Genomic DNA, 26,070 nt, shown 5'->3' on the forward strand with positions numbered 1-26,070 from the left:
GTGCCATGAGTCGTCAGCGTTACCCCGAAGAATTCAAGATCGAAGCGGTCAAGCAAGTGACCGAAAAAGGCAAACCTGTCGCCGAGGTCGCCCAGCGCCTGGGCATGTCCGTGCACAGCCTTTACGCTTGGATCAAGGTCTACAGCAAGCCCCAAGAGCAGCGTCAGCAAGACAATGATCAGCAGGCTGAACTGCGCAAGCTACGCGCTGAACTCAAGCGGGTGACAGAAGAGCGAGACATCTTAAAGAAGGCCGCCGCGTACTTTGCCAAGGAGTGCGGCTGAAGTACGCCTTCATCAACAAGCACTCGACGGATTACCCAGTGCGTCGCCTTTGCCAAACCCTCAAGGTGCACCCCAGCGGCTACTACGCTTGGTTGGCCGAGCCTCAATCTGCCCGAGCAAAAGAAGATCAACGCCTGCTTGGCTTGATCAAGCATGCCTGGTTAGAAAGCGGAGGTGTGTATGGCTATCGTAAGATTCACGATGACCTGCGAGAGCTGGGAGAGATCTGTGGGCGAAATCGAGTCGGACGTTTGATGCAGACAGAAGGGCTGCGTTCACAAACGGGTTATCGACGGCGCCCAGGGTTTTATGGCGGAAAGCCAACCGTCGCCTCGCCTAACCACCTTGCGCGGCAGTTCAAGGTCAGTGAGCCGAACAAGGTCTGGGTGACAGACATCACTTACATCCGCACCTATGAAGGATGGCTGTACCTGGCAGTAGTGCTGGATCTGTTTTCCCGCCAAGTGATTGGCTGGTCAATGAAGCCCAGGATGTGCAGCGACCTGGCGATCGACGCGATGTTGATGGCCGTGTGGCGCCGCAAGCCACAGCAGCAAGTGATGATTCATTCAGATCAGGGCAGTCAATTCAGCAGCTCAGATTGGCAAAGCTTCTTGAAGGCAAACAACGTGATTAGCAGCATGAGTCGGCGAGGAAACTGCCATGACAACGCCGTAGCCGAGAGCTTTTTCCAGCTCTTGAAGCGGGAGCGAATCCGACGAAAGATCTACGCAACGCGTGACGAAGCCCGAAGTGATATTTTCGATTACGTCGAGATGTTCTATAACCCAAAACGTCGACACAGCAGTGCTATGCAGCTGTCTCCAGTAGAGTATGAGAAACGCTATTTCCTGAGCTTGGAGAGTGTCTAGGAAACCAGGGGCGATTCAGGTGATGCGAACGAGATCGCGGGACCTCAGTAACGACAAGGCATCATCTAGGCGTTCGTATGCGCCAAAGAAATACCGAACCATCGGAACGCGACGAAGGTCAGGTTCTTCGTCGTCCAAGATCGCCTGGGCCGCTTCGTAGTAACTCTTGTCCTGTGTCTCTGCGAACAAATCAAGCAACTCAGCCGCAAGATAGTCTGGGTTTCGCATCCAGAAGTCGAACGCTTGTAAGCGTGCTTCGCCTTTGAAGATGAGCGCATGCTCTGCCGTCTGTGATTCAACGGGACTACCTCCTGCCCTTAGGACGAACAGAATTCGCAGAGCGTCGCGATGGGGTGATCGAACCGTCATACCATCTTGCCTTTTATCGAAGTCATCGGTGCCTCCGGCCAAAGCCCATGAGCCCTCAGCAAGCGCGCTGTTGTGAGGCCATCCATGAAAACGATCTTGCAGGGAGCGATAAAGCTTCGTGCGAGAGCAAACGCTTCTGCCTGCTTGCGAACAGCAGGACCAATATTGTGGCAATGCTGGACGAAGTAGATCTGGGCAGGAATGTTGAAGAGACGATAGAGCTGGTCGCCATTTTTTCCAAGGTCGGCTGGCTTCATTGGGTGAAACCGCGCTGGCCCCTTGAGCAAGAACGCCCCTGTGTGACGCTGGCCATCAACGACCACATTGGCCGACAGCACATCGCACTCCTCTCCCCCCCAATCGCTGGGCACCGAGTGTTCACCAAGCAGGCGACAGATCAGTTCTTTGACGGCCAGTTCCGAGACCATGGTCATGCGCTGGAACTCGGCTTTGGAAGGAAACCAAGTCTCGTCCATTCCGCCAACTGCTTGATTTCCTCGGGCCGCAATTCGAGCGTCGACAAGAACGGTGAGGCCATCGCGTGGTTGTCTGCAACTAGGTCTCCCACGACGTAAGGCACAGCGCGGATGGTGGTGTCGTCGATCCCCGATATATAACCGAACGCGAACAGGCGTGTCGAGCCAGACATGCGGGTGTACGCGGTGGTATTCACCAGTCCTTTCTTGGAAAACTCGAAGAGGAGTTTCTTGCCAGCAAGCGGTGCGTCAAGCTTCGCAGTGAGACTCAACGCAGGACTCTTGCTGGTAGCCCCAAAACCTTTGCCGGAGAAATGCCCGTTATAAATGAACGGGGTGCCTTCCTTCAATTCGCCTTCGAAGGCCAATTGCAGCAGTGTTTTTACCCCACCTACTGCGATTGCATGCAGAAGGTATGAGCCCACAACATTCGAAAGGATTGCTGCCGACATTTGAACGTTGTGGCCCTGAAGCGCCGCAATGATATGGGCAGGTAGGTGCTGGGGATGCAGCAGCCCGAGCGTACGGTCACGACTTAAGTAAAACGCCACGAGCCTTGCAGAATTCGGCAGCATATCCACTCCAGATTGGATCTCAGCGATGCTCATTTCTAGCAGACCTCTTGTCATGCCGTGTGCGGGCGTCTCATAAAGGAGGAATCCGGTGTAGCACTACAAATGACAGATGATCGCGAAAGGATTGCACGCATGCAGATTAGGTCCTTCCATCTACAGTTTTGCAAACTGGACGACTCCTTCAAGTTAGCGCGGCTTGTCGAACAAAAAACGTAGATCGGAGTGATGATGCCAGTCGGAAAGAACGCCAGTATGGCTGTCCGCTTTTGGCTGGCGCCGCCAAAGCAGATACACCTATTCAAAACCAAGAGGCCTGCGACCCCAGTGGACACACAAACGAGTTGTGGCTATTGGATCAAACGCGATCTCCGCACGGGAGCCGCGAGTAGCTTGTGGCTCCAAAGCCTGTGCTGCCCTTGAGATATTGAGCCAAAACACACAAGACATCGCTGCAGGATATTTACGGTATTTGTTTCACCTATCCGAGATGAAGTCATATGAGAACACCATTATCCTTGCATGCTCTGACAGGGGAGCGATCAAGCCAGCAGAAGCCAGCTCAGCACAAACGGTCACCGAACGGTCACCAGAGCTCGACCTTGAACACTACAGTAAAAAAACGCGCCCATAAAAAAATCCAGCCACCGCTAAGTGACTGGATTTTTTAGGGTTTTTTGGTCGGGACGGAGTGATTCGAACACTCGACCCCTTGCACCCCATGCAAGTGCGCTACCGGGCTGCGCTACGCCCCGACTCTATTCTCAATACCGCTGAGAACGGTAAGAAATCTAACCTAACCTTTTGAATAATGGAAGCTTTTTTTTAAAAAAATCCACTCATCGCCAAGCAGGTCACTTCTTCAACACCACCAGCACATCCTCCAACTCCGCAATCATCTGCCGAATCAGCTGCTTGTACTGGGTCGTATCATCCTTGGCCTCATCACTGGACATGCGCAAACGCGCACCGCCGATGGTGAAGCCCTGGTCATACAGCAAGGCGCGGATCTGGCGGATCATCAGCACGTCTTGGCGCTGGTAATACCGCCGGTTTCCGCGGCGCTTGACCGGGTTGAGCTGCGGGAACTCTTGTTCCCAGTAACGCAGCACATGCGGTTTTACCGCACAGAGCTCGCTGACTTCACCAATGGTGAAGTAGCGTTTGCCCGGAATGGGGGGCAGCTCGTCGTTATGGCTTGGTTCCAGCATAGGCCTCAACCCGGGCTTTCAGTTTCTGCCCTGGACGAAAGGTGACGACGCGCCGCGCGGTGATCGGGATCTCTTCCCCTGTCTTGGGGTTGCGGCCCGGCCGCTGGCGTTTGTCGCGAAGGTCGAAGTTGCCGAATCCGGACAACTTGACCTGCTCGTTCTCCTCAAGCGCGTGACGAATCTCTTCGAAAAACAACTCGACCAGCTCCTTGGCCTCGCGCTTGTTAAGCCCCAGCTCCTCGTACAGCCTTTCGGCCATCTCAGCTTTCGTCAGAGCACCCATGCCGTTATTTCCTTAACGTGGTGTTCAACCTTTGTTCGAGCGAGGTGAGGATATTTTGCAGGGTGGTGTTCACCTCATCGTCGTTAAGAGTGCGCGATGGATGCTGCCAGGTCAAGCCGACCGCGAGGCTTTTTCTATCAGGATCAATACCTTTACCCTGGTAGACATCAAACAGCCTGAGGTCTGTGAGCCATTCCCCTGCATTGTCACGAATTACTTCAAGCACGGCGCTCGACGCCACGTCACGTCCTGCGATCAACGCCAGGTCACGACGGGTTTCAGGGAACTTGGACAGTTCGCTGAATTTCGGCAAGCGGCCTTCGACTACTTCACCCAGCACCAGCTCGAAGACGAACACCGGACGTTCCAGGCCGAGGGTCTTGGCCAGCTCCGGGTGGATAGCGCCCAGGTAACCCACTTCCTTGCCGTCGCGCTCGATGCGGGCGGTCTGGCCGGGGTGCAGGGCTGGGTGCTTTCCTGCGCTGAAGCTGAAGTCGGCGAGCGCGCCGGAGTAGCCCAACAGGGCTTCGACGTCGGCCTTCATGTCGAAGAAATCGACACTGTCACGGCCGTTGGCCCAGCCTTCCGGCAGGCGGCTGCCGGTGATCACGCCGGCGATCATCGGTTGCTGCTTGAGGTCGCCCAACTGGCCGACGAAGCGCAGGCCGCTTTCGAACAGGCGCACGCGGTCTTGCTGGCGGTTGAGGTTGTGCTGCAGCGCCTTGACCAGGCCCGGCCACAGCGAGGCGCGCATCGCGGCCATGTCGCTGGAGATGGGGTTGGCCAGCATCAGCGGCTCGACGCCAGGGGTGAACAGCTCGAACAGCTTGGGATCGATGAAGCTGTAGGTGATGGCTTCCTGATAGCCGCGGGCGACCAGCAGGCGACGCAGAATCGGCAGTTCTCCGCGCGATTCCGAGCGAGCCTTGGGGGCCAGGCGGGCTTGCGGGTAGCGGACCGGCAGGTTGTTGTAGCCGTACAGGCGTGCCAGCTCTTCGATCAGATCGACTTCGAGGCTGATGTCGAAGCGGTGACTCGGGATCTCGACAGTCCACACCCCTGCCCCATTGGCGCTGGTTTTCAGCTCCAGGGCGTTGAGCAGTTGTTCGACCTGGGCCGGGGCCATGTCCATGCCGAGCATCTGGCTGACGCGTTCGGCGCGCAGGGTGACCGGGGCAACCTTGGGCAGGTGCTGCTCGCTCACGGCTTCGACGATCGGGCCGGCTTCGCCGCCGACGATCTCGAGCACCAGGGCGGTAGCGCGCTCCATGGCTTCGCGGGCCAGTTGCGAGTCGACGCCGCGCTCGTAGCGGTGCGAGGCATCGGTGTGCAGGCCATAGGAGCGGGCCTTGCCAGCGACCGATACTGGCTCGAAGAAGGCGCTTTCCAGGAACAGGTCGCGGGTCTTCTCGGTGTTGACGCCGCTGTGTTCGCCACCCATGACGCCGGCGATGGCCAGGGCGCGAGTATGGTCGGCGATGACCAGGGTGTCGCTCCGCAGGGCGACTTCCTGACCATCGAGCAGGACGAGCTTCTCACCCTCCTCGGCCATGCGCACGCGGATGCCGCCGTTGATTTCAGCGAGGTCGAAGGCGTGCATCGGCTGGCCGAGTTCGAGCATCACGTAGTTGGTGATGTCGACGGCAGCGTCGATGCTGCGCACGTCGCTACGACGCAGGCGTTCGACCATCCACAGCGGGGTCGGCTTGCTCAGGTCGACGTTGCGGATGACACGGCCCAGGTAACGCGGGCAAGCAGCGGGGGCGCTGATTTCAACCGGGCGTACTTCGTCGTGGGCAGGCGCGACGGCCGGAACCACCGGACGGCTGACCGGGACGTCGTACAGTGCGCTGACATCGCGCGCCAGGCCCGCCACCGACAGACAGTCGCCGCGGTTGGGGGTCAGGCCGATTTCGATGCTGGCGTCGTCCAGATTGAGGTACTGGCGAATGTCTTCACCCACCGGCGCGTCGGCTGCCAGCTCCAGAAGACCGTCGTTCTCTTCGCTGATCTGCAGCTCGGCGGCCGAGCACAGCATGCCGAAGGACTCGACACCGCGCAGCTTGGCCTTCTTGATCTTGAAGTCGCCGGGCAGTTCGGCGCCGATCATGGCAAACGGAATCTTGATGCCGGGACGTGCGTTGGGGGCGCCACAGACAACCTGGAAGGTTTCCTGGCCATTGCTGACCTGGCAGACGCGCAGCTTGTCGGCATCCGGGTGCTGTTCGGTGGCGAGGATCTCGCCCACCACGATGCCACTGAACTGGCCAGCCGCCGGGGTGACGCTGTCGACTTCCAGGCCGGCCATGGACAGGCGGGCGACCAGTTCGTCACGGGAGACTTGCGGGTTTACCCAACCGCGCAGCCACTGTTCACTGAATTTCATGCTGTTCTCCTGAAGATTGCGTCGAGGTGTGGCCTAGCGGAATTGCGCCAGGAACCGCAGGTCGTTGTCGAAGAACAGACGCAAATCGTTGACGCCATAGCGCAGCATGGCCAGGCGCTCGACACCCATGCCGAAGGCGAAGCCGGAGAATTCTTCCGGGTCGATACCGGACATGCGCAGCACGTTCGGGTGGACCATGCCGCAGCCCATCACTTCCAGCCAACCGGTCTGCTTGCACACGCGGCAGCCTTTGCCAGAGCACATCACGCACTCCATGTCGACTTCGGCGGAGGGCTCGGTGAAGGGGAAGAACGACGGGCGGAAACGCACTGCCAGCTCTTTTTCGAAGAACACCCGCAGGAACTCTTCGATGGTGCCCTTGAGGTCGGCGAAGTTGATGTCGCGATCGACCAGCAGGCCTTCGATCTGGTGGAACATCGGCGAGTGGGTGATATCCGAGTCGCAGCGGTATACGCGGCCGGGGCAGACAATGCGGATCGGCGGCTGGGTGCTTTCCATGGTCCGCACCTGAACGGGCGAAGTATGGGTGCGCAGCAGCATGTTGGCATTGAAGTAGAAGGTGTCGTGCATCGCCCGGGCCGGGTGGTGGCCTGGGATGTTGAGCGCTTCGAAGTTGTGGTAGTCGTCTTCGACCTCTGGGCCTTCGGCGATGCCGTAGCCGATGTGGGTGAAGAACTGCTCGATGCGCTCGAGGGTACGGGTGATCGGGTGCAGGCCACCGGTGGCCTGGCCACGGCCTGGCAGGGTGACATCAATGCATTCGGCAGCCAGGCGAGCGTTCAGCTCAGCCTCTTCGAAGGCGGCCTTGCGTGCGTTGAGCACGTCAGTGACGCGTTCCTTGGCGTCGTTGATCAGCGCACCGACCTTGGGGCGCTCTTCGGCTGGCAGGTTGCCCAGGGTCTTCATCACCTGGGTCAGCTCGCCCTTCTTGCCGAGAAATTGGACCCGGATCTGTTCCAGGGTATTGATGTCTTCAGCGCGCTCCACGGCCTCTAGGGCTTGGGAGACCAGCGCGTCCAGGTTTTCCATGTACAGACTCCAGATACGAAAATAGGGGAAGAGCTTTGAAGGCTCTTCCCCTATCGATGACGTTTTACACCCACCGGCACAGGGTGCCGGCGGATGATTGTCGCGGGTACTTAAGCCAGGACGGCTTTAGCTTTCTCGACAATCGCAGCAAACGCCGCTTTTTCGTTCACTGCCAGGTCGGCCAGAACCTTGCGGTCGATTTCGATCGACGCCTTTTTCAGGCCAGCAATCAGACGGCTGTAGGACAGACCGTTGGTGCGGGCACCGGCGTTGATACGAGCGATCCACAGAGCGCGGAACTGACGCTTCTTCTGGCGACGGTCACGGTAGGCGTATTGGCCTGCCTTGATGACCGCTTGCTTGGCAACGCGGAATACGCGCGAGCGTGCACCGTAGTAGCCTTTAGCCAGTTTCAGAATTTTCTTGTGACGCTTACGAGCGATGACGCCACGCTTTACACGAGCCATGAGTAACTTCCTCTATCTTTGACCGAAATTAACGTACGCGCAGCATGCGCTCGACTTTTGCCACGTCAGACGGGTGCAGCAGGCTGGCACCGCGCAGTTGACGCTTACGCTTGGTCGACATTTTGGTCAGGATGTGGCTCTTGAAAGCGTGCTTGTGCTTGAAGCCGGAAGCGGTTTTCAGGAAACGCTTCGCAGCACCGCTCTTGGTTTTCATTTTTGGCATGTTGGAACTCCGCATTCGATAAAATTACACAATAATCATCAGGCCTGCCGTGCCCGGGAGATTACTTCTTCTTTTTGGGAGCGATGACCATCATAAGCTGGCGTCCTTCCATCTTAGGATGCTGTTCGACGGTCCCGTATTCGACGAGGTCGGTTTCGACCCGCTTCAACAGTTCCATACCCAGCTCCTGGTGGGCCATCTCACGGCCGCGGAATCTCAGAGAGATCTTGGCCTTGTCCCCATCGGTAAGGAAACGTACCAGGTTGCGTAGTTTTACCTGGTAATCCCCTTCTTCCGTCCCTGGACGAAACTTGATTTCTTTAATCTGGATCTGCTTCTGGTTCTTCTTCGCTTCGTTGGCCTGCTTCTTCTTCTCGAAGAGGTGCTTGCCGTAGTCCATCACCTTGCAAACAGGCGGGACTGCGTCAGCGGAGATTTCCACCAGATCCAGCTTCGCTTCATCAGCGATACGAAGCGCTTCATCAATCGAGACGATGCCAATCTGCTCGCCATCAGCGCCAATTAACCGAACCTCGCGTGCCGAGATATTCTCGTTGATCGGTGCCTTAGGTGCAGTTCGTTTATCGTTTCTCATTTCACGCTTAATAGTCATTACTCCGATTCTTGGCGACCACGCCGGGAAACCGCATGCGACAAGAGCTCAGCGAATTGCGCGACAGGCATGGAGCCCAGGTCTGCGCCTTCGCGAGTACGCACAGCGACGGTTTGCGTTTCGACTTCGCGGTCCCCTATAACCAAAAGGTACGGGACCCTCAGCAACGTATGCTCGCGGATTTTAAAGCCGATCTTCTCATTTCTCAAGTCGGACTTGGCACGGAAACCGCTTCCATTCAGCGTTTTTTCCACTTCGAGGGCGAAATCGGCCTGCTTGTCGGTGATATTCATGATCACCGCCTGGGTCGGCGCCAGCCACGCAGGGAACACACCAGCGTAGTGCTCGATCAGCATGCCGATGAAGCGCTCGAAGGAGCCGAGAATGGCGCGGTGCAGCATCACAGGACGCTTACGGGCGTTATCTTCGGCGATATAGCTGGCATCCAGACGCTCCGGAAGGTTCGGATCGTACTGCAGGGTACCGCACTGCCAGTTACGGCCGAGGCAGTCGCGCAGGGTGAACTCGATCTTCGGACCATAGAACGCGCCCTCGCCCGGCTGGTATTCCCAGGCCAGGCCGGATTCGTTCAGGGCGTCGGCCAGCGCGCCTTCGGCGCGGTCCCACAGCTCTTCGGAACCGACACGCTTGGCCGGACGAGTGGACAGCTTCATGGCGACGTCGGTGAAGCCGAAGTCCTTGTACACGTCCAGGGTCAGCTTGATGAAATCAGCCGCTTCCTTTTTCACCTGCTCTTCGGTGCAGAAGATGTGCGCGTCGTCCTGCACGAAGCCGCGCACACGCATGATGCCGTGCAGGGCGCCGGACGGCTCGTTGCGGTGGCAGGCGCCGAATTCGGCCAGGCGCAGCGGCAGGTCACGGTACGACTTCAGGCCCTGGTTGAACACTTGCACGTGGCATGGGCAGTTCATCGGTTTTACCGCGTAGTCGCGGTTTTCCGACGAGGTGGTGAACATGTTCTCGGCATAGTTGGACCAGTGGCCGGAACGCTCCCAGAGGATGCGGTCGACGACCTGCGGGGTCTTGATCTCCTGGTAGCCATTCTCGCGCTGGACCTGGCGCATGTACTGCTCGAGTACCTGGTAGACGGTCCAGCCGTTGGCGTGCCAGAACACCATGCCCGGGGCTTCTTCCTGCAGGTGGAAGAGATCGAGCTGCTTGCCGATCTTGCGATGGTCGCGCTTTTCGGCTTCTTCGATGCGCTGGATATAGGCCGCCAGCTGCTTCTTGTCAGCCCAGGCGGTGCCATACACGCGCTGCAGCTGCTCGTTCTTGGCGTCGCCGCGCCAGTAGGCGCCGGACAGCTTGGTCAGCTTGAACGCCTTGAGGAAGCGGGTATTCGGCACGTGCGGGCCACGGCACATGTCGACGTATTCTTCGTGATAGTACAGGCCCATGGCCTGCTCGTCCGGCATGTCTTCGACCAGACGCAGCTTGTAGTCTTCGCCACGAGTGCTGAACACATCGATGACTTCGGCACGCGGGGTCATCTTCTTGATGACGTCGTAGTCCTTGTCGATCAGCTGGTGCATACGCTGTTCGATGGCAGTGAGGTCCTCGGGGGTGAAAGGACGCTCGTAGGCGATGTCGTAATAGAAGCCTTCGTCGATCACCGGACCGATCACCATCTTGGCGGTCGGGTACAGCTGCTTCACCGCGTGGCCGATCAGGTGGGCGCACGAGTGACGGATGATCTCCAGTCCCTCTTCATCTTTGGGGGTGATGATCTGCAGGGTGGCGTCGTGTTCGATCAGGTCGCAGGCATCGACCAATTTGCCGTCGACCTTGCCGGCCAAGGTGGCCTTTGCCAGGCCTGCACCAATGGATGCGGCAACTTCAGCTACGGTTACGGCCTTGTCGAACGAGCGTTGACTGCCATCGGGAAGAGTAATAGTGGGCATGGCGCCTCCTCTCCTAGTGGTGACCCCTACCAAAGGTCACGTGGGTTGGGATGAGCCAGTACAAGATCCGACCTGCCTTTCCCGGGGGAAAGCCTGCCTCACAGCGGCAGAAGCCTTTCGGCCTGTCAGGGGCGAACCAGAGTGACTGGAAAGATAACTTGCGCGCTGGACGTGAGCAGCTGCAAGCCGGGCATGCTAGCACGCGGCCTGCGCCTGACGCAGAAATATTTGGAATTTACGCCGGGGCGGTGAACTTGTACGGAAAAATTCCTATCAGACCCTCTGAAGCATCCTACTCTTGATGAGACCTAACCCAAGGAGTGTCTGGTTATGCGAGTTCAGTCTCTTCTGGCCGCGTGTGCCGCGAGCGTCCTGCTGCTGCCACTGGCCGCCAACGCAGGTAACTTCCCCGCCGGCAAGGAGCAGGCGTACATGTCTCAGTGCCAGCAAGTCGCGACCGGCCAGGGCGTGGACGCCGCGACGGCGAAGAAGCACTGCGATTGCGGCGCCCAAGCCATCAAAAAGAATTTCACCGACAAGGAGATCCAGGACCTCGACAGCAAGGACGGCGTCGACGCTGCGCTGATGCAGAAGGCTCAGACCGTAGTACAGGCCGCCTGCAAGCCAAAATGATGACCCGCCGAGCCGTACCGATCGCGCATTGTTTGCGCCAGATCAGTATCCGGCTAAGGTAAAGAGCGCTACATAAGCAGAATTAGACTATGATGTTGCCGGTGCTCCGTAGCCTCGGCCGCATTGCACCACTGAAAAACTAAATGTTCTGGAGATTCACCTCATGTCCAATCGCCAACAAGGCACCGTCAAATGGTTCAATGATGAGAAAGGCTACGGCTTCATCACCCCAGCAGGCGGCGGCGACGACCTGTTCGTACACTTCAAGGCCATCGAATCCGACGGCTTCAAGAGCCTGAAAGAAGGCCAGACTGTTTCCTTCGTAGCCGAAAGAGGCCAGAAGGGCATGCAGGCTGCTCAGGTTCGTCCGGAGTAATTCGGATACCGCAGTAAAAAAACCCGCCTTCACCGGCGGGTTTTTTATGGGCTCGAGCTACCTGGACAGGCCAGCCCTCACAGGCGATCAGCCACAGTTGGCGCGAATGACCTTGCCCTGCTCATCGACGTTCAGGTTCAAACGGTCGGAGCGGTATTCCAGGGTGACGACATCATGGGGCTTGAGGATCCGGGCGATCTGCGCGCCAGTTGCCTTGCGGGCCTGCTCCAGCAGCTCGGGCGTGCCCGGCTTGCCGACGGTGAAATCGGCGCCGCTGGCACTGCAACGGCCATCACCACCGGCGGGGGTCGCCGGCGCGGCGCTGCCGCCATCAGACGAGCCACCGGTGCTGCAACCAGCCAGGACGGCAGCCATCAGCAAGGTCGCCAGGGAAGCGCGGGTACGGAACATGAATCCTCCTAATCGATCTTGGGAACTGTCATATGCGACCGCTCCGCTTACAGTTTGTTGCAAAACCGCTCAAGTCTGCCTGATCTCGCCAGATGAGGCCAAAAGCAATCGTGACCGGATTTTGCACCGTGGCGATTGGTTAGGGCGAGCGGCCTGCTTATGCTTAAGTCGCAGCGCAACGGCTGCAAAGGCATGATTTACTTGGCAGACGTGGAGCGCGTCTCGCCTCCCCCGCGAACGCCAGGAGCCGGTGTTCGACCCCAGGCACCAGGCACAGTCGCGAGTACCCGCATGAACACCCACAGCATAGACGCCGACATCAAGGTCAAATGGGCCGAGGGCCAGAGTGCCTACAGCCCGGGCACTCCGGAAGAATTGTTGCTGATCGCCATCGACCTGCTGGTGCGCGATCGTGGCAGCGAGGCGGCGCGCAGCTTCATCGAACAGGTGTTCGAGCGCTACGCGCCGCACGACACTATTTCAATCGAGCCAGGCGCGCGCTGAGCAGGTCGAAGAAGCCCTGGGCGTCACCATTTTCGATCCACATCACGTTGGCCGGCTGCTTGAGCACGCCGTACCAGTCGGCGACAGTCTGGGCGAAGGTCGGGCCTTCGCGGCTGTCGACGGTCATGTGGATCTGCTTGCCACTGAACAGCTCTGGCTTGAGCAGGTAGGCGATGACGGTGGCGTCGTGTACCGGGCCACCGCTCATGCCGTACTTGTCCATGTCGTACTTGATGTAGGCGTTGAGGATGTCCACCACCTTCTTGCTGGCGTCGTTGCCGACAGCGGCGAGCTGCTTGAGACGTGCGTCGCTGGTGATGATCTTGTGGGTCACGTCCAGCGGCAGGTACGTCAGCTTGACGCCGCTGGCCAGCACCACTTCGGCAGCGTGCGGATCGGCGTAGAGGTTGAACTCGGCCACCGGGGTGATATTGCCGCCATTGAAGTGGGCGCCACCCATGATCACCACTTCCTTGATGCCCTTGACGATTTCCGGCTTCTGGATCAGCGCCAGGGCCAGGTTGGTCTGCGGGCCGAGCATGGCGATGGTGATGCTGTGGGGCTCGGCGGCATCGAGGGTGTCGACCAGATACTGCACGGCGTTGCCTTTGGCCAGAGGCTGCTTGGGCTCATGCACCGCGACACCCGTCAAGCCTTCCTCGCCATGGACATCGGCGGCGTAGATCGGCGCACGCACCAGTGGGCGCCCTGCCCCGGCGTATACCGGAATGTCTTCACGACCGGCCCATTCGCGCGCCAGGCGCGCATTGCGGGAGGTCTTGTCGAGGCGCACATTGCCGGCGACGGTGGTGATGGCGCGGATCTTCAGCTCCTCGGGCGAAGCCATGGCCAGGAACAAGGCCACGACATCGTCGGCGCCGGGATCAGTGTCGATGATCAGGTCACGCGGGGCGGCGAATGCACTGGCAGCAGCCATCGTGGACATAAGCACGACTCCTTGTAGCAAACGTTTGGCTTTGTTGATCAACATCCCGCTTCACTCCTTTGCTTTTATTGTTTGGTCTGTTTCAGAGGGCGCGTCACGCAATAGGCCGGCACATCCGCCGACTACCTCAGAACGTGACGCCCGCAATCAACGCAATATTGCTGTAGGGCTTGCATTCCCCCGTGCGAATCACCGCCCGCGCCCGTCGGCTCAGGGCCTTGAATTCATCATGGGGCATACGCTCGCGCTCACCGAGCAAGCCCAGCGCATGTTGCTCCTCGACACCCACCAGCCCAGGCGGTGCGGCACTGAACATCTCGTCGGCCAACACATGCCGCTCCACCTGCATTTCGCTGAGCACCACGCGCAGCACGCTGGCAAAGTCCGGAATGCCCGGCGTCAATGCCAGGTCGATCAGCTCCACACCTGGCGGCACCGGCAGGCCGGCATCGCCGATCACCAGGATGTCGCCATGCCCCAGACCGGCAATGGTGCGCGAGAGGGCGATATTGAGCAGTGCGGTCTTCTTCATGGCGCCAACTCCTTGAGGAAGGGAATGGATGGCTGCGCCCCCGCGCGGGTGACCGAGATGGCCGCAGCCCGCTGGCCACGCACGATCGCCTCGCCCTCCTGCAGCCCGCAGGCAAGCCCCGCAGCGAAGCCGCCGACGAAGGTGTCGCCTGCCGCCGTAGTGTCCAGTGGCTTGACCTTGGTTGCCGGGAAATGACGGCTGCCGCCCTCACTGACGAACAGCGCCCCTTCGGCACCCAGGGTGACGATGACCTTGCTCGCACCCCATTCGCGCAGGCGCTCGGCGGCGCAGCGAGCACTGTCGATATCGCTCACCGACAGGCCGGTCAAGGCCTCGGCCTCGCTCTCGTTGGGGATCAGGTAGTCGATATGGGCGAACCACTCCCGCGGCAGTGGGCCCGTTGCCGGGGCCGGGTTGAGGATGACCGTCTTGCCCAGCTCGCGACCGCGGGCCAGCGTCCACTCCACAGTGGCAGGCGGCACTTCGAGCTGGCAGATGATCACCTCGGCGTTGTGCAGCAACGCATCGAAGCGCTGCACCGACTCGGGGGTCAGCAGCCCATTGCCGCCCGGGATGATGACGATGGCGTTCTGGCTGGTGGCATCCACCACGATCAGCGCCACACCGCTGGATACGCCTGCACAGACGCTCACGGCCTGGCAATCGATCTTTTCTGCCTCCAGCGCCTGGCGCAACTGCTGGCCATAGGCGTCATCGCCGACATTGCCGACCATGGCCACGCTCGCCCCCAGGCGCGCGGCAGCAACGGCCTGATTGGCACCCTTGCCACCGGGTACGGTGAAGAAACTGTCGCCGGCGAGGGTTTCGCCGCCACGCGGCAGACGCTCGGCACGGGCCACCAGGTCCATGTTGAGGCTGCCGACCACTACGACCTTGGCATGCATGGGTCTTCCTTAGCGGTAATCATTGAACAGGTCCGGGCGCGGCCCGGTGGATTCGCGCAGCACGATACGCGGCGCGACGATACGTTGCTGCGCCGCATCGCGACGCGGTGTGGCGATGCGCGACAGCAGCAACTGCGCGGCACTGTCGCCCAGCTCGCGGATCGACTGGCCGACAGTGGTCAGCGGCGGATACACATAGCGGCTCAGCTCGATGTCGTCGAAACCGATCACCGATAGCTGGCCAGGGACGTCGATATTGCGCTCGGCCGCAGCGCGCAACACGCCGAAACCGATCATGTCGTTGCCAGCGAAAATCGCCGTCGGCGGCTCATCCTCGAGCAACTGTGCGGCCGCTGCGTGGCCACCGGGGCTGGTAAAGTCGCTGTGCAGCACGCGATTGTCCGCCACGTTCAGCCCGGCCTCAGCCATGGCGCGACGAAAACCGCTCACGCGCAGTTGGCTGACGCCGGTCTCGGCCGGGCCGCCGATACAGGCGATGTCGGTATGGCCGAGCTCAAGCAGGTGGCGCGTGGCCAGATAGGCCCCCAGCTCGTGATCGATACGCACAAGGTCGGCATCGACGCCTTCCAAGGCGCGGTCGACGATGACCATTGGCGTGCGCACGGCAGCCAGGCTTTCGAGCAGGTCACGGTCCTCGCCCACCGAGGCGACGATCAGACCATCGATGCGTTTTTCCAGCAGCACCCGCAGGTAGCTGCGCTGCTTCTTCGGATCATCGTCCGAGTTGCACAGGATCACGCAATAACCGTTGCGCTCGCAGCCGTCCTCGATACCGCGAGCCAGCTCGGCGAAGTAAGGGTTGACGCTGCTGGGCACCAGCAGGCCAATGGTCGCGGTGCTGCGCGCCTTGAGCGAGCGCGCCACGGCACTGGGCACGTAGTCCAGCTCGGCGATGGCGGCCTCGACCTTCAGGCGCACGTGTTCGCTGACCGGGCGGGTCTTGTTCAGTACATGGGACACGGTGGTGTAGGAAATACCCGCCAGTGCCGCGACGTCTTTGATGGTTGCCATGGGTCAGTTCCGCCGGGTCGCGCGTCGGCTGCGGTAGGTGTCGAGGACCACGGCGATGACGATCACAGCGCCCGTGATGATACGCTTGGTTGGCTCGGAAGCGCCGATCTGCGCCAAGCCTGCGGCCAGCACGGAAATGATCAGCACACCGAAGAAGGTGCTGATGATCGAGCCTCGCCCGCCCATCAGGCTGGTGCCGCCGATCACCACCGCGGCAATCACCTGCAACTCAAGGCCAGAACCGGCGTTCGGATCTGCAGCCTCAAGGCGCGAGATCTGGAACAGCGCGGCCAGCCCCGCCAGCAGGCCCATCAAGGCAAAGACCCCGATCTTGTACGGACGCGGATCGATACCTGCCAGGCGCACGGCCTCTTCATTGGTGCCGATGCCGATCAGGTAGCGACCGAACACCGTGCGGGTCAGTACCAGCTGGGCGAGGATGATCACCAGCAAGGCAATGATGAAGGCCGGAGAAATACCGAAAGCGATCGGGTTGGAGAACCAGGAGAACGCGTCGCCAATGTAGGCGGTGCGCGAATCGGTGAACTGGTAGGCCAGGCCACGGGCCATTTCCAGCACGCCAAGCGAGACGATGAACGACGGAATGCGCCAGGCCACGGTGACCGCGCCGGTGATGCTGCCGGCCAGGGCCGCGATGGCCATACCCAGCAGCGCAGCAGGCAACACGCTCCAGCCCCAGCCGAGGATGGCGACGCTGACGGTCGAGGCAGCCAGTGCAAGTACCGAACCGACCGACAGGTCGATGCCACCGATGATCAGCACGAAGGTCATGCCGACGGCCAGTACCATCAGGTCAGGGATCTGGTTGGCCAAGGTGCTGAAGGTGGCATAAGAGAGGAAGTGGCTGCTCAGGAACGAGAACAGCACGATCATCGCCAGCAAGGCACCGGCCAGGCCCAGGTAGGTGCCCAGGCCGAAATAGGTGCCGCTGCGGCGTACCGGCGTACCGGCGGAGTCGAGGGTGGGAGTCTTCATGCGTCCATCCTGGGAGCTGCGTCGTGCAGCAATGCGTCACGTTTCTGGTAACCGGCGAAGGCAGCGGCAAGGATCTGGTCCTGGCTCCAGCCATCACGGTCGAAGGTCTCGATCAGTTGGCCAGCGGAAAGCACGGCGATGCGGTCGCAGATCAGCATCAGCTCGCGCAGGTCGCTGGACACCACCACCAGGGCCTTGCCCTGGCGGGCGAGTTCGGCCAGCAACCCGTAGATATCGAACTTGGCGCCAACATCGATGCCGCGGGTGGGCTCATCGAACATCAGCACCTGGCAGTCGCGCTCCAACCAGCGACCGATCACCACCTTCTGCTGGTTGCCACCGGACAGCTCACCGACCGCCTGGGCGGGGCTCGCGCTGCGGATACGCATGGCGCTGATCTGCCGCTCGGCAAGCTGGCGCTCGGCGTGGGGGTCGAGCACACCGGCGCGGGAGACCGCGCCAAGGTTACCCAAGGCGACGTTGGCACTGATCGAGTGCGGCAACAACAGGCCTTCGCCCTTGCGGTCTTCAGTGATCAGGGCAATGCCGGCACGCACGGCAGCCTTGGGCGAATCGATGTTGACCGGTTGCAGCGGGCGCCCCAGCTGAATGCTGCCGCTGTCGGCGCGATCGGCACCATAGATCAGCCGCAACAACTCGGTACGCCCGGCGCCGATCAGCCCGGAAATACCGAAGATCTCCCCTGCCCTGACCTCGAACGACACATCGCGCACCTTGTCCCCACGGGTCATGTGCTCCACCTTGAGCAGCGGTGCGCCGATTTCGCGGCGACCAAGGTCGATGTGCTCGCCGACTTCGCGCCCCACCATCAGATTGACCAGTTCGTTGCTGCTGTAGCGAGCGATCGGCTCGGCGCACACCAGCTTGCCGTCGCGCAGCACGGCAATACGCTGCGATACGCGCTGCAGCTCTTCGAGCCGGTGCGAGATATAGACGATGGCCACACCCCGCTGACGCAGGCGCTCGATCTGCGTGAACAACAGCTCCACCTCGCGCGCAGTGAGCATCGCGGTGGGCTCGTCGAAGATCAGCACATGGCAGTCGCCGATCAGGTTGCGGGCGATTTCGACCATTTGCTGATGGCCGATGCCCAGCTCGCCGACCGGGGTGTCCGGATCGATGGCGTCCAGCCCGACCTGGGCCATGGCCGCGGTCGCCAACTGACGCAGGCGTTTCTGGCTGATCCAGCCGGCGCGGCTGGGCAGGTTGTCGAGGAACAGGTTCTCGGCAACGGTGAGCGTGGGCAGCAGGTTGAGCTCCTGCATCACCATGCGCACACCGAGGCGCTCGGCCTCGCTGCGACTGCCAGGGCTATAGGGCTGGCCGCGGTAGGTCATCTGCCCGGTGGTGGGAGTTTCCAGGCCACTGATGAGCTTGGACAAGGTGCTCTTGCCGGCGCCGTTCTCGCCGGTCAAAGCGAGCACCTCGCCGCCGCGCAGGTCTAGCGTGACATCACCGAGCACGGGCTGGGCGTACGTCTTGCCCAGGCCGGTGACACTGAGCACGGATTCATGGGCCGACATGGCCACCTCTCTCATGGAACGAGCTGCAACTGCTTGAACTGGCGCTGACTCTGCGTAAGCGGCGAACCACCACTGCCATCGGACTCAGCGCACTGTCAGCATCACTTGGTGATCAGTTCTACCGGTGTCTGGATGACATTGTCGGCATCGACATCAGGCTTCTCGCCCTTGACCATCTTCAGCGCCGCCTGGATACCGAACACAGCCTGCTGGCTGGCGGCCTGGTCGAGCGTGGCGAGCACGCGGCCATCCTTGAGCATCGGTTTGATGGCGTTGATGTTGTCGTAACCCACTACCTGCACCTGGCCGGTCTTGCCAGCGGCACGCACGGCCGAGACAGCGCCCAGGGCCATGCTGTCGTTACCCGCCAGCAGCGCCTTGAGGTCGGGGTATTCGTTGAGCATCGAGGCGGCAACGGCGTTGCCCTTGTCGATCTCCCAGTTGCCGGACTGCACCGAGACGATCTTCATCTGCGCGGCTTCCATCGCATCCTTGAAGCCGGCGGTGCGCTGCTGGGCGTTGGTGGTGGTCGGCACACCTTCGATGATGCCAACCTGATCGCCAGCCTTGAGCTTCTCTTTCGCCAGGTAGTCGCCGACCAGACGCGCGCCCTTGCGGTTGTCAGGGCCAACGAACGGCACGCTGATGCCTTTGCTCTTGAGCACTTCAGGGTCGAGACGGTTGTCGATGTTGACGACAGTGATGCCGGCATCCATGGCTTTCTTGATCACAGGGACCAAGGCCTTGGAGTCGGCCGGCGCGATGATCAGGGCGTTGGCGCCGGTGGCGATCATCTGCTCGACGATGCGGATCTGGTTGCCAGTGTCGGTTTCGTCCTTGATGCCGTTGGCGACCAGGTCGAATTCATTCGGATGTTCTTTCTGGTAGGCCTTGGCGCCATCTTCCATGGTGCGGAAGAATTCGTTGGCCAGCGATTTCATGACCAGTGCGACCTTGGGCTTGTCCTCGGCATGGGCCTGGGACAGCGGAATGGCGAGAGACAGGGAGGAGAGAACGGCAATAGCCAGCAGACGACCGGGGAACGGCAGCTTCATGGGATTAACTCCGAATCTTGTGATTTTTATCGGACCGCAAACGTTTGCGCTGCCTTACTATGGGAACAGGAACAGGTTTTGTCAAATGACTTTCCGGCGTTCCAGGCTCGGTCGTGCTAGTCGGAGATTATCCGGCAAATAGTCGGAAAACCGAATAGCCCTTGTAGGTATTGTTCGGGTTTCCGAATGGCAAAACACCTGCCACCCTCTTCTTGGACAAGCCCATCCCTCCACTGGCAACGCCATGCTTGCGCTCTCCACACACGGATGGGAGCGGGCTTGCTCGCGAAAAATCCGACTCAACTCGTCCCGCACCTCGCGGCTACTGCACCCTTGGTACGGAACCTGCCTACAACCTGTTGCGAACAAACATCTCATTTGGAAGAGAGAAGAAAAAATAATGAACACCGCACTGAAAACCTTCGCGCCGGGCGCCCTCGCCCTGCTGCTTGCACTGCCGATGACCGTTTCCGCCAAGGAAGCCGAACAACAGCAGAAGCTCGCCAATGTGGTCATCCTCGCCACCGGCGGCACCATTGCTGGCGCCGGCGCCAGCGCCGCCAACAGCGCGACCTACCAAGCTGCCAAGCTGGGCATCGACAAGCTGATTGCCGGCGTGCCGGAACTGGCCGACATTGCCAATGTGCGCGGCGAACAGGTGATGCAGATCGCCTCCGAGAGCATCAGCAACGACGACCTGCTCAAGCTGGCCAAACGCGTCGCGGAACTGGCCGACAGCAAGGACGTCGACGGCATCGTCATCACCCACGGCACCGACACCCTGGAAGAAACCGCCTACTTCCTCAATCTGGTCGAGAAGACCGACAAGCCGATCGTGGTCGTCGGCTCCATGCGCCCGGGCACCGCGATGTCTGCCGACGGCATGCTCAACCTGTACAACGCGGTGGCTGTGGCTGGCGACAAGCAGTCGCGCGGCAAGGGCGTGCTGGTGACCATGAACGACGAGATCCAGTCCGGTCGCGATGTCAGCAAGTCGGTGAACATCAAGACCGAAGCCTTCAAGAGCGCCTGGGGCCCGATGGGCATGGTGGTGGAGGGCAAGTCCTACTGGTTCCGCCTGCCAGCCAAGCGCCACACCACTAACTCCGAGTTCGACATCAAGCAGATCAGCAGCCTGCCACAGGTGGACATCGCCTATGGCTACGGCAACGTGACCGACACCGCTTACAAAGCCCTGGCCCAGGGCGGTGCCAAGGCGATCATCCATGCTGGCACCGGCAATGGTTCGGTGTCGTCGCGCGTGGTGCCGGCACTGCAAGAACTGCGCAAGGACGGCGTACAGATCATTCGCTCCTCGCACGTCAACCAGGGCGGTTTCGTGCTGCGTAACGCCGAGCAGCCGGACGACAAGAACGACTGGGTCGTGGCCCATGACCTGAACCCGCAGAAAGCGCGGATCCTGGCCATGGTGGCCATGACCAAGACCCAGGACAGCAAGGAGTTGCAGCGGATCTTCTGGGAATATTGATCCAGCCATGAGCAAGGCTGCAGGTATGACGACCCGGCTCACGATGTAAAGAGTAAAGCTGCCGCGATCTCTCCCTAGAGGTTGCGGCAGCCTCATCCTTCGGGGCGGCCTACTCGTGCCAGCCCCTCCAAGCGCCATAGATGCTTTTTGCCTGACACGCTGTTGCGAAAAAACTGACAGTGAAATACTGTACGCACATACAGCAAAACAAGGAAAGCTCCATGGCCAGCCCCGCCGCAGCGCCCAGCAGTTATGAACAACTCGGCGTACGCATCCAGAAGATCATCAATAGCCCCACCGCCCAGCGCAGCCGAGCAGCGCTGATCTTCCGCCTGGAGCACGAGTCCCCCGATGACTGGGAAACGCTGCTCGAGGAAATTGCCGAGAACGACAACGTCACCCTCGCCCATCGCGACGATGGCGGTATTCAGATCTTCTGGACCATCCCCAAAGAAGACTGATCCTTTCCCCGCCCCCTCTTCCACCGAAAGATGATTTGCGCTCGCCCATGAAAAAACTGCTGTCTGCCGTAGCCCTGCTCCTGTCCGTCGCCACTCCAGCGCTCGCCAACCCTCCCGCCACCTTTGCCGAAGCCAAGGTCGTGGCCAAACAGAAGATCTATCTCGACCAGGCCAGCAGCGCCATGGGTGAGCTCTACTGCGGCTGCAAATGGACCTGGGTGGGCAAGTCCGGGGGGCGCATCGACCCCGCCTCCTGCGGCCTGCAAGCCCGAAAGCAACAGACCCGCGCCGACCGTACCGAATGGGAACACATCGTGCCGGCCTGGACCCTGGGCCATCAACGCCAGTGCTGGAAGAACGGCGGCCGCGAGCATTGCGCCGACGACGACCCGGTATTTCGCGCCATGGAAGCCGACCTGTTCAACCTGTACCCGGCGGTGGGCGAGGTGAATGGCGATCGCAGCAACTTCAACTATGGCATGGCCTCGGGTGTGGGGCAGCAGTACGGCCAGTGCAAGACCCGCGTCGATTTCAACCAGCGCGCTGCCGAGCCGCGCGATGAAGTCAAGGGCCTGGTCGCCCGCACCACCTTCTATATGTTCGATCGCTATGGCCTGAACATGTCGCGCCAGCAGCAACAACTGCTCATGGCCTGGGACAAGCAGTACCCGGTCACCGCCTGGGAGCGCGAGCGCGACCGCCGTATCGCCGGCATCATGGGGCACGCCAACCCGTTCGTGAGCGGCGAGCGACGCTGGACAGCCGGCTACAAGACCGTCGGCGACGGTGTTGTCAGCAGCCTTGCCGACAAACCCACCAAGGCCGCACCTCAGCCTACCCTGGCCAAGGTCAGCGTGACGGGTGCGATCATCGGCAACCAGAACAGCCACCTCTACCATTTGCCCAGCGGCTGCCCTGGCTACAATCAGGTGTCAGCCAAGAACCAGGTCAGCTTCGAGTCCGAGTCGCAAGCCCAGGCCGCCGGTTACCGCAAGGCCGGCAACTGCCGCTGACCCTCATGCCACCGGGGCGCGGGAGGTCCGCTCGACGGGCAGCGACACGAACTGGCTGACGTCATCCAGGCGCTGCAACTGCTCGCTGCTGAGTTTCACCTCAAGGGCCGCCAGGTTCGACTGTAACTGCACCAGCGAACGCGGCCCGATCAGCGGCAGCGTGTCGTGACTGGCAGCCCAGGCGATCGCTACCTGATCTGCCGGGACGCCATGCTCCTGTGCCACGTCCAGCAGCGCATCGAGGATCGCGCTGCGCTGCGGCGAATTCTCCGGCTGGAACACTTTGCCGCCCAGGCCCTGGGCGCGCCCCGACTCGCCCTGGCGGTACTTGCCGGTCAGCATGCCGCCACCCAAGGGCGAGAAAGTCATCATGCCCAAACCCAATGCCCGACAGGTCGGCAACAGGTCAAGCTCGCATTCGCGGCGCACCAGGCTGTGTTCGAACTGCGCAGCCGCGATGGGTACGGCGCGAGAAAGCTGGGCATAGGTGGCCGCGTGAGCCACACGCCAGGCGGGGAAGTTGGAAAGGCCGACATACAGCACCTTGCCTGATCGCGAGAGGTCTTCCAGGCCACGCAGCAGCTCTTCGGTCGGGGTCACATGATCGGGGAAGTGAGCCCAGTACAGATCGATACGGTCCGTGTTCAAACGCTTGAGGCTGGCCTCCAGGGAGGTGACCATGGCCTTGCGGCTATTGCCGGTGGTCAGCACCCCCGCGGCGGGCGACGCACCCTGGGTGAACTTGGTCGACAGCACCACCTCATCGCGGCGCCCCGCCAGCAAGCGCCCCAGATGTGTTTCAGATTCGCCGAACTGATAGATGTCCGCCGTGTCGATGAGGTTGCCGCCCGCCTCCAGGTAGGTGTCGAACATCGCCTTGCACGCCTCGGGGTCGGCGCCATGGCCCCAAGCGGTGCCAAAGTTGCCTGTACCCAATGCCAGCTGGGACAGTCGTAATCCGGTCTTGCCAAAGGGTGTGTAACGCATGAATGCTCCTGAACTGATGAATACCGTTCCAACAGCCGCCAGGAATGATCGCTCCCGGTTGACAGAACATTTGCATATACAAATGTTGCAGGTACAATATTTCACATGAACACACCAATCAAGCCCTCCGGCTGCACAAATCTCAAACTGCGCCAGTTGACGCGCATGGTCACCCGTCACTACGACCAGCACCTGGCTGCCATAGGCCTGAAGAACACCCAGTACGCCCTGCTGTCCCACGTGCTGCGGCTCGGCCCGTTGCGCCCGGGCGAATTGGCCAAGGCCATGCAGATGGAGCCTTCGACCCTGACGCGCAACATGCAACCGTTGGTAGCTCAGGGCTGGCTGACGATTTCGGCAGGCGGCGACGCGCGCAGCCGTGCGGTGCAGATCACCGAGGCAGGGATAGATAAACGCGAAGAAGGTAATCAGGCGTGGCAGGCGGCACAGGATTCATTACAGGATGCGCTGGGGCTGGAACGCATCAGCGCGCTGCATGTACTGATGGATGCGTGCATGACCACGCTCAATGATCCGGAGGCTGAAGCTCACCCCCTGTAGAATCGGCCCCGTAGCGTAACCAGGCGCTCCTGCGAAGGGCGTGGTGCCATCACGCCAGTGCCAGCAGATAGGCGCTGGCCTCACGATAACGACTCAACCGGGCGATGTCCGCGGGCCCCGGACACAGGATTCGCGAGAGGTCACTATTGTCGGCGAGGTCAGCCAGCTTCACCTCGCGCGCCAGCGGGTCACTGCCCAGGCGCACGACGAAATCCTCGTAGCGCTCACCCTCACGCCGACTCAACGCCAACAGCGCCGCAAGGATCTTCAGGTTGAAGCCTTCACGAGCCAGGTCTGACAGGGTCAGCGGCGTATCCTCCAGCACATCGTGAAGCACCGCGACGATCCGCTGCTCGGGCGTCGAGACCCGCTCCATCACCCGTAGCGGATGCAGGATATAAGCCGCGCCCCCCTTGTCGAATTGCCCTTCATGGGCCCTGGTCGCCACTACGATCGCTCGTTCCAGGTTGGACATGCTCCCTCTCCCCACTCAACCCTCTGGGTACCGACGATGCCCGATGGCAGGCGCATCGGCAAATACACCGTCACCTGAAGCATAGTCGGAAAAATACCGTTCGAGTTCAAAGCCCTGGCGCCAATGAATGTTCAGCGCCAGATCCTTGTCATCACAGGCATGCACACCACAATGCCTGCAACCTTTGCATGAGGGGGAAGCCGTCAGCGCTTGGCGCCATGCTGGATGACGATCGAGTCGGTACCCAGGCGCGCCATGACATCAGCCTTGCGTGCATCCGCTTCGCCCTTTGTAGGGAACGGCCCCATCAGCACCACAGGTTTGCCGTCGCGGTATTCGACCCAGGAGGGAATGCCCTTCTCGATCAGGCGAGCGGTCATGTCGGTGAGTGCGCCCATATTGGGCCCCTGCACCACCTCGACATCCCAGCCTTCCGGGGCCGGCTCGCCAGCCAGGGCATCGGCACGACGCTGCAACTCAGCACCGCCGCAGATCTCACGGATGCGCAGGTTGTTGCCGCTGTCGTCGACCAGGATTTCGTATTGGCCATCGTGCTTGATTGCCACATAGCTGCGATAGGCTTCGAACTGGCCGGCGTCGTCCTTGCCGCGGACCTGGCCGCAGATGGAGCCCTGGGTGTCGATCCGCACGTTGGCGAACTTGGCCGTCTTGGGGTTGTGCAGGTGTTCGGCCACCTGCTTGTGCACACCCTCGACCTCGTTTTCACAGCCCGCCAGGGCCAGCACCGCCATTACCACCGCCAGTTTGCGCACGCGTTCATCTCCCGATTCGAAGGGCCGGATTCTAGCATGGCGGGTCGGGAGCGCCGACGGCCAGGCTGTCGCAGGGCGTGTCACGCCCAGGCCGGTGTTTCCTGAGGCGAATGCAAAAAGGGCGATCCTTTCGGATCGCCCTTTTTGTCGATTTGGTAGGCACAATTGGACTCGAACCAACGACCCCCACCATGTCAAGGTGGTGCTCTAACCAACTGAGCTATGTGCCTGTCGTGTGGTGCGCATATTAGTGATCGATCGCACACCTGTAAAGCGTTTTTTCTCAAAAAAATCAAAAACTTTGCAGACCGGATCAAAGCCCGGACGCAAAAAAGGGCGATCCTTGCGGATCGCCCTTTTTGTCGATTTGGTAGGCACAATTGGACTCGAACCAACGACCCCCACCATGTCAAGGTGGTGCTCTAACCAACTGAGCTATGTGCCTGTCGATGAGGGCGCATTCTACGCGCTAGAAAATCCCTGTCAACAGTTTTTTTCGAGCTAACCTACTGATTCTAAAAATATTTGCGCCCATGACTAGCAGACAACACCCCTGTAAAGGATTTTCACCATACGACTAGCGGGTGTTTATTATTATTGATAGCATCGGTACATTCGTTAAAAATATAAAACACGAGGTTTTCCGAGC

Annotated in this window: 30 protein-coding genes and 3 tRNA genes; 8 read left to right on the forward strand and 25 right to left on the reverse strand. The window is 60.5% G+C overall.

The annotated features are described in order from the left end of the window. The first annotated feature begins 5 nt into the window (after nucleotides 1–5). A protein-coding gene (locus tag ACPZMI_RS05515) for an IS3 family transposase (RefSeq protein WP_426351837.1) occupies nucleotides 6–1,156 on the forward strand; the annotation gives its coding sequence in 2 pieces (ribosomal slippage) (nucleotides 6–240 and nucleotides 240–1,156; 1,152 coding nt in all). A 15-nt stretch (nucleotides 1,157–1,171) separates the two neighbouring features. On the opposite strand, the gene ACPZMI_RS05520 is transcribed toward ACPZMI_RS05515, so the two are convergent. The 12 genes from ACPZMI_RS05520 to thrS form a co-directional block, all read right to left on the reverse strand. Further along, nucleotides 1,172–1,525 (reverse strand): hypothetical protein, encoded by a 354-nt coding sequence (locus ACPZMI_RS05520; RefSeq protein WP_426351831.1) that lies wholly within the window; start codon nucleotides 1,523–1,525, stop codon nucleotides 1,172–1,174. Continuing rightward, entirely contained in the window at nucleotides 1,522–2,001 is a 480-nt protein-coding gene (locus ACPZMI_RS05525; RefSeq protein ID WP_426351832.1) for a hypothetical protein, read from the reverse strand. The genes ACPZMI_RS05520 and ACPZMI_RS05525 overlap by 4 nt, the downstream gene beginning before the upstream one ends. After that, nucleotides 1,956–2,609 (reverse strand): hypothetical protein, encoded by a 654-nt coding sequence (locus ACPZMI_RS05530; protein WP_426351833.1) that lies wholly within the window; start codon nucleotides 2,607–2,609, stop codon nucleotides 1,956–1,958. Before ACPZMI_RS05530 ends, ACPZMI_RS05525 begins: the two co-directional genes overlap by 46 nt. A gap of 642 nt (nucleotides 2,610–3,251) precedes the next feature. Next, nucleotides 3,252–3,328 (reverse strand) — tRNA-Pro (locus ACPZMI_RS05535). A gap of 99 nt (nucleotides 3,329–3,427) precedes the next feature. Next, nucleotides 3,428–3,784, reverse strand: a complete 357-nt coding sequence (locus tag ACPZMI_RS05540; protein ID WP_054892048.1) for a MerR family transcriptional regulator — start codon at nucleotides 3,782–3,784, stop codon at nucleotides 3,428–3,430. Then, nucleotides 3,765–4,067 (reverse strand): integration host factor subunit alpha, encoded by a 303-nt coding sequence (ihfA, locus tag ACPZMI_RS05545; protein ID WP_003250679.1) that lies wholly within the window; start codon nucleotides 4,065–4,067, stop codon nucleotides 3,765–3,767. The genes ACPZMI_RS05540 and ihfA overlap by 20 nt, the downstream gene beginning before the upstream one ends. A gap of 4 nt (nucleotides 4,068–4,071) precedes the next feature. Next, a complete protein-coding gene (pheT, locus tag ACPZMI_RS05550) occupies nucleotides 4,072–6,453 on the reverse strand; it encodes a phenylalanine--tRNA ligase subunit beta (RefSeq protein WP_426351834.1) in 2,382 nt (793 codons plus the stop codon). Between the two features lie 33 nt (nucleotides 6,454–6,486). After that, entirely contained in the window at nucleotides 6,487–7,503 is a 1,017-nt protein-coding gene (gene pheS / locus ACPZMI_RS05555) for a phenylalanine--tRNA ligase subunit alpha (RefSeq protein ID WP_054892050.1), read from the reverse strand. 110 nt (nucleotides 7,504–7,613) lie between these two features. Beyond that, a complete protein-coding gene (rplT, locus tag ACPZMI_RS05560) occupies nucleotides 7,614–7,970 on the reverse strand; it encodes a 50S ribosomal protein L20 (protein ID WP_003250671.1) in 357 nt (118 codons plus the stop codon). A 28-nt stretch (nucleotides 7,971–7,998) separates the two neighbouring features. Then, on the reverse strand, nucleotides 7,999–8,193 hold the full coding sequence (gene rpmI / locus ACPZMI_RS05565) for a 50S ribosomal protein L35 (RefSeq protein ID WP_003250667.1): 195 nt from the start codon (nucleotides 8,191–8,193) through the stop codon (nucleotides 7,999–8,001). A 61-nt stretch (nucleotides 8,194–8,254) separates the two neighbouring features. Further along, nucleotides 8,255–8,806 carry a translation initiation factor IF-3 gene (infC, locus tag ACPZMI_RS05570; RefSeq protein WP_172964767.1) on the reverse strand — a complete coding sequence of 184 codons (552 nt, stop codon included), beginning with the start codon at nucleotides 8,804–8,806 and terminating at the stop codon, nucleotides 8,255–8,257. Further along, nucleotides 8,806–10,728, reverse strand: a complete 1,923-nt coding sequence (gene thrS, locus ACPZMI_RS05575) for a threonine--tRNA ligase (protein WP_186720904.1) — start codon at nucleotides 10,726–10,728, stop codon at nucleotides 8,806–8,808. Before thrS ends, infC begins: the two co-directional genes overlap by 1 nt. A 330-nt stretch (nucleotides 10,729–11,058) precedes the next feature. Between thrS and ACPZMI_RS05580 the strand changes: the two genes are divergently transcribed. Together ACPZMI_RS05580 and ACPZMI_RS05585 are read left to right on the forward strand one after the other, a co-directional pair. Next, nucleotides 11,059–11,361: a hypothetical protein gene (locus ACPZMI_RS05580; protein ID WP_186669096.1), complete on the forward strand. Its 303-nt coding sequence runs from the start codon at nucleotides 11,059–11,061 to the stop codon at nucleotides 11,359–11,361. Between the two features lie 163 nt (nucleotides 11,362–11,524). Next, entirely contained in the window at nucleotides 11,525–11,737 is a 213-nt protein-coding gene (locus ACPZMI_RS05585; RefSeq protein ID WP_003250656.1) for a cold-shock protein, read from the forward strand. 87 nt (nucleotides 11,738–11,824) lie between these two features. Here the strand turns inward: ACPZMI_RS05585 and ACPZMI_RS05590 are convergent, their stop codons facing one another. Beyond that, on the reverse strand, nucleotides 11,825–12,148 hold the full coding sequence (locus tag ACPZMI_RS05590; protein WP_186669093.1) for an I78 family peptidase inhibitor: 324 nt from the start codon (nucleotides 12,146–12,148) through the stop codon (nucleotides 11,825–11,827). A gap of 291 nt (nucleotides 12,149–12,439) precedes the next feature. Here ACPZMI_RS05590 and ACPZMI_RS05595 point away from each other — a divergent pair, with 291 nt between their 5' ends. After that, nucleotides 12,440–12,652 (forward strand): hypothetical protein, encoded by a 213-nt coding sequence (locus tag ACPZMI_RS05595; RefSeq protein WP_186669091.1) that lies wholly within the window; start codon nucleotides 12,440–12,442, stop codon nucleotides 12,650–12,652. Here ACPZMI_RS05595 and ACPZMI_RS05600 read toward each other — a convergent pair. The 7 genes from ACPZMI_RS05600 to ACPZMI_RS05630 all read right to left on the reverse strand — a co-directional run bounded on the left by ACPZMI_RS05600 (nucleotide 12,624) and on the right by ACPZMI_RS05630 (nucleotide 19,662). Next, nucleotides 12,624–13,589 (reverse strand): nucleoside hydrolase, encoded by a 966-nt coding sequence (locus ACPZMI_RS05600; protein WP_186669157.1) that lies wholly within the window; start codon nucleotides 13,587–13,589, stop codon nucleotides 12,624–12,626. The two genes, ACPZMI_RS05595 and ACPZMI_RS05600, sit on opposite strands and share 29 nt — an antisense overlap. A gap of 136 nt (nucleotides 13,590–13,725) precedes the next feature. Further along, entirely contained in the window at nucleotides 13,726–14,130 is a 405-nt protein-coding gene (rbsD, locus tag ACPZMI_RS05605; RefSeq protein ID WP_426351835.1) for a D-ribose pyranase, read from the reverse strand. Continuing rightward, nucleotides 14,127–15,035, reverse strand: a complete 909-nt coding sequence (gene rbsK / locus ACPZMI_RS05610) for a ribokinase (RefSeq protein WP_186669087.1) — start codon at nucleotides 15,033–15,035, stop codon at nucleotides 14,127–14,129. The genes rbsD and rbsK overlap by 4 nt, the downstream gene beginning before the upstream one ends. Before the next feature lie 9 nt (nucleotides 15,036–15,044). Further along, on the reverse strand, nucleotides 15,045–16,067 hold the full coding sequence (locus tag ACPZMI_RS05615; protein WP_186669085.1) for a LacI family DNA-binding transcriptional regulator: 1,023 nt from the start codon (nucleotides 16,065–16,067) through the stop codon (nucleotides 15,045–15,047). A gap of 3 nt (nucleotides 16,068–16,070) precedes the next feature. After that, nucleotides 16,071–17,063 carry an ABC transporter permease gene (locus tag ACPZMI_RS05620; protein ID WP_186669083.1) on the reverse strand — a complete coding sequence of 331 codons (993 nt, stop codon included), beginning with the start codon at nucleotides 17,061–17,063 and terminating at the stop codon, nucleotides 16,071–16,073. Next, nucleotides 17,060–18,607 carry a sugar ABC transporter ATP-binding protein gene (locus ACPZMI_RS05625; protein WP_483407399.1) on the reverse strand — a complete coding sequence of 516 codons (1,548 nt, stop codon included), beginning with the start codon at nucleotides 18,605–18,607 and terminating at the stop codon, nucleotides 17,060–17,062. The genes ACPZMI_RS05620 and ACPZMI_RS05625 overlap by 4 nt, the downstream gene beginning before the upstream one ends. Nucleotides 18,608–18,708: 101 nt before the next feature. Continuing rightward, nucleotides 18,709–19,662, reverse strand: a complete 954-nt coding sequence (locus ACPZMI_RS05630) for a sugar ABC transporter substrate-binding protein (RefSeq protein WP_186669081.1) — start codon at nucleotides 19,660–19,662, stop codon at nucleotides 18,709–18,711. 400 nt (nucleotides 19,663–20,062) lie between these two features. Between ACPZMI_RS05630 and ACPZMI_RS05635 the strand changes: the two genes are divergently transcribed. From ACPZMI_RS05635 to ACPZMI_RS05645, 3 genes are all read left to right on the forward strand, one after another. Next, the gene (locus tag ACPZMI_RS05635; RefSeq protein WP_411382774.1) at nucleotides 20,063–21,151 is read left to right on the forward strand and encodes an asparaginase; all 1,089 of its coding nucleotides are present in this window, start codon (nucleotides 20,063–20,065) and stop codon (nucleotides 21,149–21,151) included. 221 nt (nucleotides 21,152–21,372) lie between these two features. Continuing rightward, nucleotides 21,373–21,612: a DUF1654 domain-containing protein gene (locus ACPZMI_RS05640; RefSeq protein WP_186669077.1), complete on the forward strand. Its 240-nt coding sequence runs from the start codon at nucleotides 21,373–21,375 to the stop codon at nucleotides 21,610–21,612. A 47-nt stretch (nucleotides 21,613–21,659) separates the two neighbouring features. Beyond that, on the forward strand, nucleotides 21,660–22,625 hold the full coding sequence (locus tag ACPZMI_RS05645; protein ID WP_186669075.1) for an endonuclease: 966 nt from the start codon (nucleotides 21,660–21,662) through the stop codon (nucleotides 22,623–22,625). A 3-nt stretch (nucleotides 22,626–22,628) separates the two neighbouring features. On the opposite strand, the gene ACPZMI_RS05650 is transcribed toward ACPZMI_RS05645, so the two are convergent. Then, a complete protein-coding gene (locus ACPZMI_RS05650) occupies nucleotides 22,629–23,612 on the reverse strand; it encodes an aldo/keto reductase (RefSeq protein WP_186720998.1) in 984 nt (327 codons plus the stop codon). Nucleotides 23,613–23,717: 105 nt separating this feature from the next. Between ACPZMI_RS05650 and ACPZMI_RS05655 the strand changes: the two genes are divergently transcribed. Continuing rightward, nucleotides 23,718–24,173, forward strand: a complete 456-nt coding sequence (locus ACPZMI_RS05655) for a MarR family winged helix-turn-helix transcriptional regulator (protein WP_186710151.1) — start codon at nucleotides 23,718–23,720, stop codon at nucleotides 24,171–24,173. 49 nt (nucleotides 24,174–24,222) lie between these two features. Here the strand turns inward: ACPZMI_RS05655 and ACPZMI_RS05660 are convergent, their stop codons facing one another. From ACPZMI_RS05660 to ACPZMI_RS05675, 4 genes are all read right to left on the reverse strand, one after another. Further along, nucleotides 24,223–24,648 carry a GTP pyrophosphokinase gene (locus ACPZMI_RS05660; RefSeq protein ID WP_426351836.1) on the reverse strand — a complete coding sequence of 142 codons (426 nt, stop codon included), beginning with the start codon at nucleotides 24,646–24,648 and terminating at the stop codon, nucleotides 24,223–24,225. A 203-nt stretch (nucleotides 24,649–24,851) separates the two neighbouring features. Beyond that, complete coding sequence (locus tag ACPZMI_RS05665) at nucleotides 24,852–25,421, reverse strand: SPOR domain-containing protein (protein ID WP_186669068.1); 570 nt, start codon at nucleotides 25,419–25,421, stop codon at nucleotides 24,852–24,854. Nucleotides 25,422–25,574: 153 nt separating this feature from the next. Beyond that, nucleotides 25,575–25,651 (reverse strand) — tRNA-Val (locus ACPZMI_RS05670). A gap of 138 nt (nucleotides 25,652–25,789) precedes the next feature. Beyond that, nucleotides 25,790–25,866: transfer RNA gene (locus tag ACPZMI_RS05675), tRNA-Val, on the reverse strand. Nucleotides 25,867–26,070: the final 204 nt, after the last annotated feature.

Origin of the sequence: Pseudomonas wayambapalatensis (assembly GCF_049942315.1) — a bacterium.
Taxonomy (GTDB): Bacteria; Pseudomonadota; Gammaproteobacteria; order Pseudomonadales; family Pseudomonadaceae; genus Aquipseudomonas; species Aquipseudomonas wayambapalatensis.